This window comes from Pseudomonas putida, assembly GCF_001941965.1.
GTDB classification, from domain to species: Bacteria; Pseudomonadota; Gammaproteobacteria; order Pseudomonadales; family Pseudomonadaceae; genus Aquipseudomonas; species Aquipseudomonas putida_L.
In genome coordinates this window covers 1-15,252 of sequence record NZ_MKZO01000033.1, presented here as the reverse complement: position 1 = coordinate 15,252, position 15,252 = coordinate 1, and the positions used below count along the sequence as shown (strand labels likewise).

Here is a 15,252-nt window from a genome sequence, read left to right as displayed (position 1 = left end):
CTGGCAAGCCAGCTCCCACAGGGTTTTGTGTTGGCCGTCGGCGATCAGCCAGCTACAAGGACCCGGATCGCCTCAAGCCGCAGCGCCGCTTTTTCAAGCATCGCCAAGCCATCCTCACGCAGCTTGCGCAGCGCCACGATCTCGCTGTCACGCACCGTCGGGTTCACTGCCTGCAGCGCAGTCAGACGCGCCAGTTCTTCATCGGTTTCCGCCGCCAGACGCCGTTGCGCCTCGGCCACACGCTCTTCGTGACGCGGCATGACCTTGGCCTCACCGGCGTTGATCTTCGGCGCCAGCACATCGCGCTGGGCCTGGATGAACTTGTTGGCGCTGGCCTTGGGCACGCTTTCCAACTGGTCGGTGATGGTCTCGAAGGACACCCGCGGCGCCAGGTCGTTGCCATTGCCATCCAGCAGGCAACGCAGTGCCGCCGGTGGCAGGTAGCGGCCCAGTTGCAGCGAACGCGGGGCGACCACTTCGCTGACGTACAGCAGCTCCAGCAGCACGGTGCCCGGCTTGAGCGCCTTGTTCTTGATCAGCGCGACGGCGGTGTTGCCCATCGAGCCGCTCAGCACCAGGTCCATGCCGCCCTGTACCATCGGGTGTTCCCAGGTCAGGAACTGCATGTCCTCGCGGGACAGCGCCTGGTCGCGGTCGTAGGTGATGGTCACGCCTTCGTCGTCGCCCAGCGGGAAGCTGGCGTCGAGCATCTTCTCGCTCGGCTTGAGGATCAGGGCGTTGTCCGAGTGGTCCTCGCTGTCGATGCCGAAGGCGTCGAACAGGGTTTCCATGTAGATCGGCAGGGCGAACTGGTCATCCTGCTCGAGGATCGCTTCCACCAGCGCCTGGCCTTCGCCGGCACCGCCGGAGTTGAGCTCCAGCAGGCGGTCACGGCCGCTGTGCAGCTCGGACTCGAGACGCTCGCGCTCGGCACGGGCCTCGGCGATCAGCGCGTTCCACTGGCCGTCATCGGTATCCTCCAGCAGCGGCAGCAGGCGCGGGCCGAACTGGTGCTGCAGGGCGTTGCCGGTCGGGCAGGTGGCGAGGAAGGCGTTGAGGGCCTGGTCGTACCACTGGAACAGGCGTTCCTGCGGGCTGTTCTGCAGGTGCGGTACGTGCAGTTCGATGGTGTGCTTCTGACCGATCCGGTCGAGACGGCCGATGCGCTGTTCCAGCAGGTCCGGGTGGGCCGGCAGGTCGAACAGCACCAGGTGATGGGCGAACTGGAAGTTGCGGCCTTCACTGCCGATTTCCGAACAGATCAGCACCTGGGCGCCGAACTCTTCGTCGGCGAAGTAGGCGGCGGCGCGGTCGCGCTCGAGGATGCTCATGCCCTCGTGGAACACCGTGGCCGGGATGCCGGAACGCACGCGCAGGGCGTCTTCCAGGTCCATCGCGGTTTCGGCGTGGGCGCAGATCACCAGGACCTTGACCCGCTTGAGCATCTTCAGGGTATCGATCAGCCAGTCGACCCGCGGGTCGAAACGCCACCAGCGGTTTTCGTCGTCGACGTCGCCCTGGGCCTGGAAGCTGACTTCCGGGTAGAGGTCGGCGTGCTCGCCCACCGGCAGTTCCATGTACTGGTCCGGGCAGGGCAGGGGATAGGCGTGCAGTTGACGCTGCGGGAAGCCCTGCACGGCGGCGCGGGTGTTGCGGAACAGCACGCGGCCGGTGCCGTGGCGGTCCAGCAGTTCGCGGATCAGGCGCGCGCTGGCCTGGCTGTCGCCATCGTTGACGGCGGCCAGCAGGGCTTCGCCCTCGGCACCGAGGAAGCCCTGGATGGTGGCGTGGGCTTTCGGCGACAGGCGGCCGTTGTCGAGCAGTTCCTGCACGGCTTCGGCCACCGGGCGATAGTGCTCGCTCTCGGCGCGGAAGGCGGCCAGGTCGTGGAAGCGGTTCGGGTCGAGCAGGCGCAGGCGGGCGAAGTGGCTGTCCTGGCCCAGTTGTTCCGGGGTGGCGGTGAGCAGCAGGACGCCAGGAATGACTTCGGCAAGCTGTTCGACCAGTGCATATTCAGGGCTGGCCTGTTCTTCGTGCCAGACCAGGTGATGTGCTTCGTCGACTACCAGCAGGTCCCAGCCGGCGGCGAACAGTGCGTCCTGGGCCTTCTCGTCGTCCACCAGCCATTCCAGCGCGACCAAGGCAAGCTGGGCGTCTTCGAACGGGTTGCTGGCATCGCTTTCGATGAAGCGGTCGGCATCGAACAGGGCCACCTGCAGGTTGAAGCGCCGGCGCATTTCCACCAGCCACTGATGCTGGAGGTTTTCCGGAACCAGGATCAGCACGCGGCTGGCGCGGCCGGAGAGCAGTTGGCGATGGATCACCAGGCCGGCTTCGATGGTCTTGCCCAGGCCCACTTCGTCCGCCAGGAGAACCCGTGGCGCGATGCGGTCGGCCACTTCGCGGGCGATATGCAGCTGGTGCGCGATCGGTTGGGCGCGCACGCCACCCAGGCCCCACAGCGACGACTGCAACTGGCGGCTGGTGTGCTCCAGGGTGTTGTAGCGCAGGGAGAACCACGGCAGCGGGTCGATCTGCCCGGCGAACAGACGGTCGCTGGCCAGGCGGAACTGGATGAAGTTGGAGAGCTGGGTTTCCGGCAGGGTGCGCGCCTGGTTCTGCGCGTCGAGGCCGTGATAGACCAGCAGGCCGCCGTCGACCATCTCGACTTCGCGGACGGTCAGTTTCCAGCCCTCGAAATGGGTGATCTGGTCACCCGGAGAGAAACGCACCCGGGTCAGCGGGGCGTTGCGCAGGGAGTACTGGCGGGTCTCGCCAGTCGCCGGGTAGAGCACGGTCAACAAGCGGCCATCCTGTGCCAGAACGGTACCCAGACCCAGCTCGGCTTCGCTGTCGCTGATCCAGCGTTGTCCCGGTTGATACTGCTGCGCCATACTGCCTGACTCCCGCCATGAAAAAGCTGGCTATCTTAACGGATAGCGGCCTTTCAGACCAAAGATTCCGGCCATGCGGGCATCCCGCCCCGTCCGTCGATTGCTTCACGGGCCCTGCAACATCGCCCGGAGAGGCCGGTCCAACGCTCAAGCATAGAGATATCGAGCCGATAGAACGGTGACAGGAGACTGAACCCCATGCTGCCACCACTGATCCCGCTAAGCGCTGCCCCCATCACGCAGCAAATGGACCCGGTCAAGCCGACCCCGGACATCAAGCCCGTGGTCCCGACCCAGCCGGCCTCCAGCGAGGGCGCGATCGACCTCAAGCACCGCGATCCGGAACAGGCCGCGCTGCTGTTGCGCGAAGAGCAACGCCGGCGCCAGGGCCAGCATGGCGGGCAACCGGCTTATGAGGAGGAGGGCGACGATCCCTACCTGCCGACGCCGGGTGACGACCTCAATGCCGACAACACCGTGCCGGTCGCCCCGCTGATGGGCGGCGAGAACCGCCAGGGGTTGCTGGTGGATATCGAAGTCTGACGCGAGACTTTGCAGTTGCGGCGCGAGCCTTCATGATGAGCGCTTCGCTGTCCGCCTTCCGAGCCCGACCATGAGCCAAGACGACAACCTGATCGATTTCGGCGCCGAGCGCGCCCGCCGCATTCATGACCTCAATGACAAACGCCTGAACGAAGTGCGCAAGGCCTTCGAGCAGGCCATGCCGATCGGCGCTGCCAAGAAGTCGAAGAAAAAGCCCAAGGGCAAACCCTCCAAGCGCTGAAAATCTTGATGCAGGTCAAGCCTGCACCCGCCTCCGGCGCCCGCTCCGGGCGCCATTGACCTCGGTCAATTTTCCCTCCCGGCACATTCGCTACTGTTCACTCATCGGACAGGCACAGGCAAATGGAGGCCGACATGTTCTTCGATAATGTGGTTGTCGCTGGCGTCGTCACGGTCGGATTGATGTTTGTTTTCTTCGCCGGTTTCGGACTTTTCATCTGGAAGGACTCGCAAAAGCGCAAAGACCGCTGACCCTTCCCGATACAACGAGCACGCAAGGCATTTAGGGCGACTTCGGTCGCCCCTTTTTTTTGCCTGTTGTTTTCAGCAATACGTTTTTACCTGGACAACACAAGACCCTGTGGGAGCTGGCTTGCCAGCGATGAGGCCGGCCTGAGCAATGATGTTGTCAGGTCTGGCCAAATCGCTGGCAAGCCAGCTCCCACAGGGTTTTTTGTTGTCCTTGGAAAAGGTGCTGGACTAATGATAGTTAGCTAGCTAATAATCTGGGCTCTTTTCCCATCCACTGACTATCGTTAACCCCACCACCCTCAGGCCCACCCCCGTGCCCATCACCCTCCAGGCGTTGTTCGCCCCCAACAAAGCGGCTGTGCAGTTCGCCATCAAGACCTTGCTCGGTGGCGGACTGGCGTTGTGGCTGGCGCTGCGCTGGGGCCTGGAGCAACCGGCCTGGGCCCTGATGACTGCGTTCATCGTCGCCCAGCCACTCTCCGGCATGGTCCTGCAGAAGGGCCTGGCGCGCCTGCTCGGGACCCTGGTCGGCACCATCATGTCGGTGGTGTTCATGGCGGTCTTCGCCCAGACCCCCTGGCTGTTCCTGATCTGCCTGGCGCTGTGGCTCGGCCTGTGCACCGCCTGCTCGACCCTGTTGCGCAGCGCCTGGTCCTACTCCTTCGTGCTGGCCGGCTACACCGTGGCGATCATCGCCCTGCCGGCCATCGCCCATCCCTTGGAGATCTTCGACCAGGCCGTGGCGCGCTGCACCGAGATCAGCCTGGGCATCATCTGCGCCACCCTGAGCAGCGCCTCGCTCTGGCCGCTGCGGGTTGAACAGCAACTGGCCGTGCAGGCACGCCAGGCCTGGCAGAGCGGTTTGCAGGCGGCCAGCGCGACCCTCGGTGGCGACGAAGAAGGGCGCAAGAGCCTGGTGGAAATCCTCGGCCGCATCGTCGCCGTGGATTCCCAGCGCGAACACGCCTGGTTCGAAGGCAGCCTCGGTCGCCAGCGCGCCCGGGCGATTCGCGGGCTGAGCCAGAAGCTCCTGGTCCTGCTGCGTATCGCCCGTTCGGTCCGGCGGCAGTGGCGACAACTGGACGACCGCGAAGCTGAACACCTGCAACCCTGGCTGGACGAAGTCCGTGCGGCACTGGCCAATCCCGACCGCGAACAATTGCAAGCGCTGCGCGAGCGCCTCTGGCAAGCCGCCCTCCACCTGCGCGACAGCGCCGCCGAACACTACTGCCTGGCGCGCATGACCTTGCTGCTGGACAACGCTGCCGCCGCGACCGAGGCCCTGGGTGCGGTAGAGGAGGGCAAAGCGCCGCCGGACCTGCCCGACAGCCTCGCCGCGCACCGGGATATCCCTCTGGGCCTGCTGTTCGGCGCGCGCAGCGCCCTGGCCTTTCTGGCCATGGCGGCGTTCTGGATGGCCACCGCCTGGGGCGCCGCGCCGGGCGGGCTGGTGCTGACCTGCGTGGTCTGCAGCCTGTTCGCCAGCCGCGAGAACGGCGCGCAGATCGGCATGAGTTTCCTGCGCGGGATCCTCCTGGCGTTGCCGGTGGCCTTCCTGGTCGGGCAGATCCTGTTGCCGCAGTGGAGCAGTTTCGCCCTGCTGTGCCTGGGCATGGGCGTGCCGCTGTTCTTCGGCGCCCTGGGCATGGCCAATCCGCGAATCGGCGCCACGGCGACGTCCTATTGCCTGCACTTCATCGTCCTGGTTTCGCCGCTGAACAGCATGACCTTCAGTGTCGAAAGCTTCCTCAACAATGGCCAGGCCATGCTCATGGGCGTCGGCGCGGCGGTGCTGGCGTTCAAGCTGCTGGTGCTGCGCAACCCCGCCTGGCATGGCCGCCGCCTGCGCGCCGCGACCCAGAGCGACCTGGTGCGCCTGACCCGGCGCGACCTGCGCGGTGCGGAAACCTGGTTCGGCGGGCGCATGGCCGACCGCCTGCTGCAACTGGCCCGCCACTACACCGCGCTGCCGGAACACGAGCGCGGCCGTTGGGACGACGGCCTGCACGGCCTCGACATGGGCGACGAACTGCTGCACCTGCGCATGTGCCTGGCCATCGCCCGGGCACCGCTGGAACCGGCCGAACGCGAGTACCTGCAACAACTGCAGGACGTACTGGCGCGAGGCCCCGGCCCGGGTCGCGAGCAGCGCCTGGACGCGGCCAGCGCAACCTTCATCGCCGCCCTGCGCGAGCAACCGGCCAGCGATGCGCTGCGCCTGGCGGTGGGCGCCGTTCTGCAACTGCAAAAGAGCTGGGGCCGCTGGTGCCGCCGCCTGGAGGATCTGCATGGGCTTGCGTGAGTGGGCGCTGGGCGGGGTGCTGCTCAGTCCGTTTCTGATCTATGTGTTGCTGGCGCTGCTGCTCACCGGGCTGCTGCGCTTCGTCCTGCGCCTGACCCCGTTGGGCCGCTGGATCTGGCATGAGGCGCTGTTCGACTGCGCCCTGTTCGTTTGCGTGCTGACCCTGGTCACGCTGTACCTTTGAGGAGTTCGTCCATGCGTAGCACCGTGCGTATCGCCCTGACCCTGTGCCTGGTGGCCGTGGCCATCTTCGCCGGCACCCGCCTGTGGCAGTACTACATGCTCACCCCCTGGACCCGCGACGCGAAGATCCGCGCCGATGTGGTCATCGTCGCGCCGGACGTGTCCGGCTGGGTGCGCGAGTTGAAGGTGAAGGACAACCAGGAGGTGAAGGCCGGCGAGCTGCTGATGTCGATCGACAGCGATCGCTTCGAAGCGGCGCTGGACAAGGCCAATGCTGTCGCCGACACCCGTCAGCAGCAATTGCGCCTGCGTGAGCACGAAGCGTCCCGCCGCGCCGCCCTCGGGCCACAGGCGATCAGCGCCGAATTGCGCGAGAACGCCCAGATCGGCGCTGCCGTCGCCCGTGGTGAACTGCGCCAGGCCCAGGCGGATGCCAAGGTCGCGCAGATCAACCTGGAGCGCAGCAAGGTCAAGGCGCCGCGCGACGGGCATATCACCAACCTGCGCCTCGCCGAAGGCAACTACGTCAATGCCGGGCAACCGGTGATGGCCCTGGTGGACGACTCGACCTTCTATGTCCAGGCCTACTTCGAGGAAACCAAGCTGCCGCGGATCAAGGTCGGTGCGCCGGTGAAGATCTGGCTGATGAGCGCCGGCGAGCCGATGCAGGGCCATGTACAGAGCATCAGCCGCGGCATCACCGACCGTAATGCCAACCCCGACAGCCAGTTGCTCGCCGAAGTCGAGCCGACCTTCAACTGGGTGCGCCTGGCCCAGCGCATCCCGGTGCGGATCAGCCTCGACAAGGTGCCGGAAGGGGTCAACCTGAGCGCTGGCATGACGGCCAGCGTGCAGGTGGGAGAAGAGTAATCCCGGAGCGCGGCAACGATCTGTGGGACATCAGCCCAGGATCTCGGCCGTTGCTGATGGCCTCATCGCCGGCAACGCCGGCTCCCACAGGTTATGTGAGCACCACAGACTCCTGTGGGAGCTGGCGTTGCCAGCGATTGGCCTGACCTGCTGGCCTCATCAACAAGGTTTGCTCACAGGAACATCCCGCCCGAAACCTCCAGACGCTGTCCGTTGACCCAGCCAGCACCATCGCTGGCCAGTACCGCAATGGCCGCGCCGATATCATCCGGCAGCCCGACCCGGCCCAGTGCGGTATTACCGGCGATCACCGCATTCACATCCCGGTTGTCGCGCACCACGCCGCCGCCGAAATCGGTCTCGATGGCGCCGGGGGCCAAAATATTCACGCGGATTCCCCGTTGTCCAAGCTCCTTGGCCTGGTAGCGGGTCAGCACCTCCATCGCCCCTTTCATCGCCGCGTAGGCGGCATAGCCGGGCAACGAGAACCGCGTCAGACCGCTGGAAATATTGATGATCCGGCCCTGGTCGGCGATCAGTGGCAGCAGGCGCTGGGTCAGGAAGAACGGGCCCTTGAGCTGGATGTTCAGCAACTGGTCGAACTGCGCCTCGCTGGTGTCGGCGAAGGGTACGTTGATGCCGATCCCGGCGTTGTTCACCAGCACATCCAGGTGCTCGCGGCCGAAGTGATTCTTCAAAGTGTCTTTCAGTGCGCTGGCAAAGGCCTCGAAGCTGGCGCTATTGCCTACATCCAGTTGCAGCATGGCGGCGCGGGCGCCGGCGTTCTGCAGGGTGGAAACCAGGGTCTGCGCTTCGCCGGCCTTGCTGTGGTAGGTGCCGATGATGTCGAAGCCCTGGGCGGCCAGATGCTCCGCGGCGTTCTTGCCCAGGCCACGGCTGGCGCCGGTAATCAGTGCGATCTTGCGGGTCATGTGCGCTACCTCGATGGGGGAGGGTGATGGGTTGAAGAGAGTCTATTGGTCGCTGTTGTGCTGATAAATCCGCTGGATTCGGAAATACTGTTCGCACGATTCGAACAATGGATGCGCCCCGACATGCTCAAGCCGGAACTGTTGCGAACCTTTATCCGGGTCAATGAACTGGCCAGCTTCACCCTGGCCGCCGAGCAACTGGGCTTGCCGCGTTCGACCGTGTCGGAGCAGGTCCGCGCCCTGGAAAACCAGCTGGGCGCGCGCCTGTTCAACCGTTCGACGCGGCGGGTGCAGGCGACCCAGGACGGCCTGCAACTGTACGAGCGTAGTAAAGAGCTGCTGTCGCGCCTGGAGGAACTGGAGGGGATGTTTCGTGCCGATCCGGCCGATGTCACTGGCTGCCTGCGGGTCGATCTGCCGACTCGCATGGCCCGGCGCATCATCCTTCCGCGTTTGCCGGAGTTCATGGACCGCCATCCCGGGCTGACCCTGGAGGTCAGTTGCACCGATCGCCAGGTGGACCTGCTGCGCGAGGGCTTCGATTGCGTGCTGCGCATCGGCGGATTGGGCGACCTGGCCGTGGTGGCGCGGCCACTGGGTCGGCTGGCGGTGGTCAACTGCGCCAGCCCGGCCTATCTCGAACGTTATGGCACTCCGACTTCACTGGCGGATCTGCAAGACCATCGACTGGTGCACTACGTGCAGAACCTCGGCACCCGCAGCACCGGCTTCGAGTATGAGGACGGAGAGGTGACGCGCTTCGTGGAAATGCCGGGGGCGATCACCGCGAACAATACCGATGCCTATGAAAGCGCCGGGCTGGCAGGGCTGGGCATCATCCAGGCGCCCTGGATCGGCGTACGCGACTACCTGGCGGCCGGGCGCTTGCGTGCATTTCTGCCGGAACATGTTCCGGAGGCGATGCCGGTCTCGCTGCTCTACGCCCGCCAGCGCTACCTGCCGCCGCGGGTGCGCCTGTTCATGGACTGGCTGGCCGGCTTGCTGGCGCAGCAGCTTGATCCAGGGGCAGATGCAGGCTGAACAGGGTGCCGGCCGTCACCGATGACTGCACATCCATGTAACCGCCATGAGCCAGGGCGATCTGCTTGGCGATGTACAGGCCGAGGCCGAGGCCGGCTTGTGGTGCATCGGTGGAGGGATGGGAGAATGGCTCGAACATCTGCGTCATGATCGCCGGGGCGATGGGCGAGCCACCGTTGTGCACGCCGAGAATGAACTGGTCGTCGGCGATTTTCGCCGAAATCCGGATCGCCCCCTGTTCGTCACCATGCTGCAAGGCGTTGGCGATCAGGTTGGAAAGCACCTGGCATATCCGCTCGCGATCGCAGTTCATATCCGACAGATCGCCGATCTCCAACTCGATCTGCCGGGCCGGGTGGACCCGTTGCAGCTCCTCGGCCACATGCCGCAGGGCCTGATCGAGGTCGGGGCAGGGCTGGATGTTCAAGGGAATGCCATCGCCGAGGCGACCGCGGGCGAAGTCCAGCACATCACGCACCAGGTGGGTGGCGCGGTGGCCTGAGGTGAGGATGTGCTCGGCGATGGTCCGCGAACGCGGGTCGGTCAGGCGCTTGCTGAGCAGCTCGGCGCCGGCGGTAATGGCGAACAGCGGGTTGCGCAGGTCGTGACCGAGCACGGCGATGAATTTTTCGCGCAGGCCGGCAATCTCGCGTTCCTTTTCCAGCGCGAGTTCGGTGCGCTGCACGCTTTCTTCGCTTTCGATCTGGATCGACAGCAGCCGGGCGAAGGCCTCCATCATCGGCTGGATGGCGCTGCCCTTGAGCTGGCGTGGGAGAGGGTCGAGCGCGCAGATGGTGCCGAAGAAACTGCCGTCGCTGCGAAACACCGGCACGGCGATGTAGCTTTCGAACCCGTACAGGCGTGGCGTGGGGTGGTCGCGGTAAGCCTCGTCCTGGCTGGCCTGGTCGATCACGATGGTTTGCTGCGCGGCGCGGATCTCGTTGCACAGCGTGGTGGTGGCATCCAGTTCGCCCCCTACCGGCACGCCGAAACCGAAGGTATCGAGCACTGCCAATGCGGTCCAGCGCGCTTCGGTCACCCGCGCTACTGCGGCAAAACGCAGCCCCGTGGTCTCGCTGATGACCTGGAGGATGGCCGGGATCACGCTGATCCGGCCGATGGTAGCGCTATCTGAAAGTGCTGCTTTAGTCATCGGAAAAACAGGTACCGAAACGCCAACAAGGATTCCTAGTGTAGCGAGCATCCGCGACGCCAAAGAAATTTCCGCCCCAGCGGTAGGCAATTTCCAGTAATCTTTCGGAATTCGAGCATTCCCGCCAGAGGTCTGCCCATCCGCTTGCGTGCCAATCCCTTTTGACCGACATCCACCCGGGTGTTTCAGCGAGGTTTGACATGCACATCACTTCCCAGGACATCTGCGCCGCCGCCGACCAGCTCAAGGGCTTCGTCGGGTTCCACCGCAAGCTCGGCAAACACATCGTGCGCTTCAGCGAAGACTCGTTCGGCATGGACGTGGCCGACGACAGCATCACCCCCAGCAGCGAATTCGTCTGGCAGGACGGCGAGGGCGAGGTCATGACCCTGAGCCGCGAGCTGATCGATGTGCTGCTGGAGCAGAATGTCGATGACCGCCTGAACATCAGCGAGCCCTTGCGGGTCTACCAGCGCCGTCGCGACCTGCCGGAAATCATGGCGCAGCGCCGGCGCCTTGGTTGACCTTCAGCCGGTCTGGTCATCCCTGCTTCGATGAGTACGCAACAGGGCTTCGAAATCGTCGCGCTCCAGGGGCCGACTCAGGTAGAAGCCCTGGACCTCATGGCACTGTTCCATGCCCAGGGCGCGCAACTGTTGCTCGGTCTCGACACCTTCGGCGGTCACCGTCAGGCCCATGGCCTTGCCGAGGTTGATGATCGCCTGCACCACGGCGCGGTCGTTGCTGTCGCTGCTCAGGCCGGCGACGAAGCGCTTGTCGATCTTGATGCTGTCGAAGGGGTAGGTGCGCAGGTAGCCGAGAGATGAATAGCCGGTGCCGAAATCGTCCATGTTCAGGCGCACGCCAAGCTCCTTGAGGGCATTCATGGTGCCCAGCGCGCCTTCTATATCGTTGAGCATGACGTTCTCGGTGATCTCCAGCTCCAGGCGTTGCGCCGGGAAACCGGTGTCCATGAGGATCTGGCGGACATCGGCGACCACGTCGCTGCGGGAAAACTGTGCCGGTGACAGGTTGACCGACACCAGCAACGGCGCGGGCCAGTCGCGGGCGATCTCGCAGGCATTGCGCAGCACCCAGCGCCCCAGGGGGACGATCAGGTCGGTCTGTTCGGCGAGGGGGATGAAGGTGTCCGGGCCGAGCAGCCCTTCGACCGGATGCTGCCAGCGTACCAGGGTTTCCACCGAGACGATTTCCAGGCTTTGCAGGCGGTAGCGGGGCTGAAAGTGCAGGACGAATTCCTGGTTCTTCACTGCCCGCCGCAGGTCGTTTTCCAGTTGCCGGCGATACTGGATCTGCTGGTTCATTTCCGCCGAGAAGTAGCGCCAGGTGTTCTTGCCCTCGGCCTTGGCCTGGTAGAGCGCGATATCGGCACAGCGGATCAGCTCGCCAGCATCGTAGCCCTGTAGCCGGGTCTGGGAGATACCAAGGCTGGCGCCGACATGCAGGCTGTGCTCTTCGTAAGCGATCGGCTGATGCAGGCTGTCGATCAGGCGCACGCAGAACCGGTCGATCTCCTTGCGGTTGTCCATATTGGCGATGGCCAGGACGAACTCGTCGCCGCCGAGCCGGGCCACCAGGTCGCCGTCGCGGGTAGTTTCGCGCAGGCGTGCGGCCACCTCCAGCAGAACCGCGTCGCCTGCGGCATGGCCAAGGGAGTCGTTGATCGGCTTGAAACTGTCCAGGTCGAGCAGGATCAGGGTCAGGGGCGCGGCATGCTCGCCCTTGAGCAAGGCCTGTTCGAGGAATCGCGACAACTTGTTGCGGTTGGCCAGGCCAGTCAAGGCATCGTGCATCGACAAATGCTGGATATGGGCATGGGCGGCGACTTCGTCGGTGATATCGCTGGCGGTGCCACGAAAGCCGACGCGCCGGCCCTTGGCCTGAATGGGGCGCGCCGACAGTCGACAGAAACGCAACAGGTTGTGCTGGTCGTGGTAAGCGCAGCGCAGGTGCGCCGCTTGCTGGCCGCTGGTTTGGTCGAGATCGTCGAGCCAGGCGCCGAGGGGCGTGGTGTCGCAACTGAGCAGCAGGTTCAGCGGCTGGCCGAGCCAGTCGTGGATCTTGTAGCCGGTGACATCGACGAAGCGCTGGGAAAGATAGGTCAGGTGAAGTTGTCGGTCGGTTTCCCAGATCCAGTCGGACGCGGCTTCCGCTACCGCGCGAAAACGCTGCTCGCTGGCTTCCAGAGCCAGGTTGCTGGCGTGCAGGTCGCTGAGGTTGTCGTCGATTTCCCGCGAGGTGCGCAGGGCATGGCGGAAGAACCAGGCCATCAGCAACGCCAGGAGCAGGATGGCGCCGAGCAAGGGCGGCAAGACACCCCAGAGCAGTTGGTCGCCGGGGCGAGGCGGGGTCCATTGCAGGCTGTAGCCGAGGTTGTCGAGGGAGAGCTGGACGGCGCTGCCTCCGGCCTTGGCGATGTGCAGGCCTTCGAGTCCGGCGTCATCGGCCAGCTTGTCCAGTTTGGGCTGGGTCAACTGCTCGATGAACAGCATCACCGAGGTGGTCTGCGGGTCGATTCCGAGCACCTCGTCATCCGGACGGATCGCGGCGGCGGTGAGCAGCGCGGGCCAGCCATTGAACAGCACGTAGCGGCTCAGTTGCCCGCGCTGGACGGCGAGGGTGTGGGCCTGGTCGATGATGGGTTGCACGGGGGCATCGATATAGGCGGCGATAGGTGCGTCGCTGGGTTGCCCCTTGAACAGCCCGTATTTGGTGCGCCGGTCATCGACGACGAACACCCCCTCATAACCGCTGGCGGTATACAACGACTCGCCGACGTTCTTCTCTATATAGGCCCAGTGCTTGTCGGCCTCGCCATCGAGGTGCTCGTAGGCGGCGTTCCATACTGCGTAGCTGGAGAGGAATTGGCGCGAGGACTCAAGGTGCTGCTGCAGGGCCTTGTCGGCATAGAAGGCACTTTTCTCCCTGGCGCCGTCGTTCAGTTGCACGGCGATGTTGAACAGGGCGCCGAGGGCGATCAGGCAGGCAAGGCTGAACAGCAGGACGACGCCGGTGATCAGCCTGCGGGCGTGCAATCGCGGGCGGGACCTCGGCGATTGGGTGCTGGCGGTGCTATCCATAAGCGTGCCGGTCCTGTTGCTTGGCGCCCGGCGAGCCTGCCCCGCGGGCGAACTTCACTCAGGATAGGCGACTCTCGCGCTGGCGCTGCCGTCGTCGGCGAAATTGACCTGGTCGCGGCCATTGTTCTTGGCGCTGTACAAGGCCCGGTCGGCTTCGTTGAGCCAGGCAACCGGGTCGTCGAAATCGCTGCGGCACAAGGCCAGGCCGATGCTCAGGCTGATGCGCAGCTCCGGCAGGGACTCGTCGCGGTAGGCGGCGACCCGCTCGCGCAGGCGCTCCATGATGCGTCCGGCCTGGGTCAGGCTGGTGTCGGGGAGGATCACGCAGAATTCGTCGCCGCCGTAGCGTCCGGCCAGGTCGTCTTCGCGCAGGTTGATCTTCAGCTCCTTGCTCAGGTGACGCAGTACGGCGTCGCCGACCACGTGGCCGTAGCTGTCGTTGATGCGCTTGAAGTGGTCGATGTCGATGATCGCAATCACCGCGCTGCGCCGTTGTTGCTGACAGGTCTGGAACTTGAGTTGCAGCAGGTCCTTCCAGGAGCCGTGGTTGAGCAGGCCGGTCAGGCTATCGGTACGGCTCAGGGCGCTGAGGCTGCGCTTGTGTTCGGTGAGCTGGATCGCCAGGCGGTAGCAGACCCAGCCCAGGGCCAATGGATAGAGGGTGAGCATGGGCAGGCAGGCATAGACCTGCTGGGTGGTGCTGACCAGTTGCAGCCCCGGGCCGAACAGCGCCATGCCCAGCAACATGCCGCAGACCTGGGCGAGCATGCCGCGCAGGAACAGACGCTGGCCGCCGGCGGCGACGTTGTTCATGGTCATCATCGACAGGGTGGTAATGCTCGGCAGCGGGTTGAATTGCATGGCCGCAGCCCAGAAGCCACCGGTCATGGAGTCGATCAGCAGGCTGCGTTGCTCGGTCTGGTAGGGCGTGCGCGAGCGCATCCCAATGAAATAGGCAATGTGCGGCCAGGCCAGTCCGTTGATGAACATGGCGATCCACACCCAGGTCGGCGGGTCCAGCGGCAGCATGCCCGCATAGACACCGAGCAGGCCGATGCCCATGCCTATGGTGCGCGGCGCATGGATCCTCCTGACGAATGAAAGTCCCTTGCCTCGTTTGTTATCCATCATGGTGTTCGTTTTTTCCGGGGGGCGCCGTTTATCGCATAAAACCGTGTGTATTGTTGAACAATCGCATAGGGCTCAAGAATGGCCTTGCGAGCCATTTGAAGGGTGATCCGGACGCCAGAGGAATCCTTCTCTATATAGAGAGGGTTTTATGGCACGAAAACGGGGGGCTGGCACCCTCGCGCGAAGCTTTTGAAAAAAATGGAAATATTCCCTTGACGGGTTTTTTTCCTTCTGTAGAATGCGCCCCCACACAGCGAGCAAACGCTGATGTAGCTGAAGCAAGTGTTTGAAGTTCAACGAGAAATTCTGAAAAACTTCAAAATAAACGCTTGACAGGCTCTGAGGAAAGCGTAGAATGCGCGCCTCGGTTGAAGCGAAAGACTTCAACCACCGCTCTTTAACAACTGAATCAAGCAATTCGTGTGGGTGCTTGTGATAATGGACTGATAGTCAGAAAGATTATCAGCATCACAAGTGACTATGCGAGAAATCGAAATAGTTCATTTTGAGATTGCTGAGCCAAGTTTAGGGTTTTCTCAAAACCCAAGCAGTATTGAACTGAAGAGTTTGATCATGGCTCAGATTGAACGCTGGCGGCAGGCCTAACACA

General features: G+C 64.1%; 13 protein-coding genes. 8 read left to right on the top strand and 5 right to left on the bottom strand.

The window, feature by feature from the left end; genetic code table 11:
* Window positions 1-44: 44 nt before the first annotated feature.
* Window positions 45-2,894: an RNA polymerase-associated protein RapA gene (rapA, locus tag PSEMO_RS18865; RefSeq protein WP_075804489.1), complete on the bottom strand. Its 2,850-nt coding sequence runs from the start codon at window positions 2,892-2,894 to the stop codon at window positions 45-47.
* A gap of 198 nt (window positions 2,895-3,092) precedes the next feature.
* On the opposite strand from rapA, the gene PSEMO_RS18860 reads away from it, so the two are divergent.
* The 6 genes from PSEMO_RS18860 to PSEMO_RS18845 all read left to right on the top strand — a co-directional run bounded on the left by PSEMO_RS18860 (window position 3,093) and on the right by PSEMO_RS18845 (window position 7,284).
* Window positions 3,093-3,437 (top strand): aspartate-semialdehyde dehydrogenase, encoded by a 345-nt coding sequence (locus tag PSEMO_RS18860; RefSeq protein ID WP_075804488.1) that lies wholly within the window; start codon window positions 3,093-3,095, stop codon window positions 3,435-3,437.
* A gap of 70 nt (window positions 3,438-3,507) precedes the next feature.
* Window positions 3,508-3,678 (top strand): hypothetical protein, encoded by a 171-nt coding sequence (locus tag PSEMO_RS33550; protein ID WP_086937243.1) that lies wholly within the window; start codon window positions 3,508-3,510, stop codon window positions 3,676-3,678.
* Window positions 3,679-3,812: 134 nt separating this feature from the next.
* Window positions 3,813-3,929, top strand: a complete 117-nt coding sequence (gene ccoM / locus PSEMO_RS34060) for a cytochrome c oxidase subunit CcoM (RefSeq protein WP_042122864.1) — start codon at window positions 3,813-3,815, stop codon at window positions 3,927-3,929.
* Window positions 3,930-4,242: 313 nt separating this feature from the next.
* Window positions 4,243-6,231 carry an FUSC family protein gene (locus PSEMO_RS18855; RefSeq protein WP_075804487.1) on the top strand — a complete coding sequence of 663 codons (1,989 nt, stop codon included), beginning with the start codon at window positions 4,243-4,245 and terminating at the stop codon, window positions 6,229-6,231.
* The gene (locus PSEMO_RS18850; protein WP_075804486.1) at window positions 6,218-6,415 is read left to right on the top strand and encodes a DUF1656 domain-containing protein; all 198 of its coding nucleotides are present in this window, start codon (window positions 6,218-6,220) and stop codon (window positions 6,413-6,415) included. The genes PSEMO_RS18855 and PSEMO_RS18850 overlap by 14 nt, the downstream gene beginning before the upstream one ends.
* A gap of 11 nt (window positions 6,416-6,426) precedes the next feature.
* Window positions 6,427-7,284 (top strand): efflux RND transporter periplasmic adaptor subunit, encoded by an 858-nt coding sequence (locus PSEMO_RS18845; RefSeq protein WP_075804485.1) that lies wholly within the window; start codon window positions 6,427-6,429, stop codon window positions 7,282-7,284.
* A gap of 173 nt (window positions 7,285-7,457) precedes the next feature.
* On the opposite strand, the gene PSEMO_RS18840 is transcribed toward PSEMO_RS18845, so the two are convergent.
* Window positions 7,458-8,216, bottom strand: a complete 759-nt coding sequence (locus tag PSEMO_RS18840) for an SDR family NAD(P)-dependent oxidoreductase (protein ID WP_075804484.1) — start codon at window positions 8,214-8,216, stop codon at window positions 7,458-7,460.
* A gap of 123 nt (window positions 8,217-8,339) precedes the next feature.
* Between PSEMO_RS18840 and PSEMO_RS18835 the strand changes: the two genes are divergently transcribed.
* Window positions 8,340-9,257, top strand: a complete 918-nt coding sequence (locus PSEMO_RS18835) for a LysR family transcriptional regulator (protein ID WP_075804483.1) — start codon at window positions 8,340-8,342, stop codon at window positions 9,255-9,257.
* Here the strand turns inward: PSEMO_RS18835 and PSEMO_RS18830 are convergent.
* Window positions 9,196-10,410 carry a GAF domain-containing sensor histidine kinase gene (locus PSEMO_RS18830; RefSeq protein ID WP_075804482.1) on the bottom strand — a complete coding sequence of 405 codons (1,215 nt, stop codon included), beginning with the start codon at window positions 10,408-10,410 and terminating at the stop codon, window positions 9,196-9,198. The two genes, PSEMO_RS18835 and PSEMO_RS18830, sit on opposite strands and share 62 nt — an antisense overlap.
* A 200-nt stretch (window positions 10,411-10,610) precedes the next feature.
* On the opposite strand from PSEMO_RS18830, the gene PSEMO_RS18825 reads away from it, so the two are divergent.
* Window positions 10,611-10,934 carry a DUF2025 family protein gene (locus tag PSEMO_RS18825; RefSeq protein ID WP_075804481.1) on the top strand — a complete coding sequence of 108 codons (324 nt, stop codon included), beginning with the start codon at window positions 10,611-10,613 and terminating at the stop codon, window positions 10,932-10,934.
* 3 nt (window positions 10,935-10,937) lie between these two features.
* Here the strand turns inward: PSEMO_RS18825 and PSEMO_RS18820 are convergent, their stop codons facing one another.
* Both PSEMO_RS18820 and PSEMO_RS18815 read right to left on the bottom strand, forming a co-directional pair.
* Window positions 10,938-13,511: a bifunctional diguanylate cyclase/phosphodiesterase gene (locus PSEMO_RS18820; protein ID WP_075804480.1), complete on the bottom strand. Its 2,574-nt coding sequence runs from the start codon at window positions 13,509-13,511 to the stop codon at window positions 10,938-10,940.
* A 54-nt stretch (window positions 13,512-13,565) separates the two neighbouring features.
* A complete protein-coding gene (locus tag PSEMO_RS18815) occupies window positions 13,566-14,642 on the bottom strand; it encodes a diguanylate cyclase (RefSeq protein ID WP_075804479.1) in 1,077 nt (358 codons plus the stop codon).
* Between the last annotated feature and the right edge of the window lie 610 nt (window positions 14,643-15,252).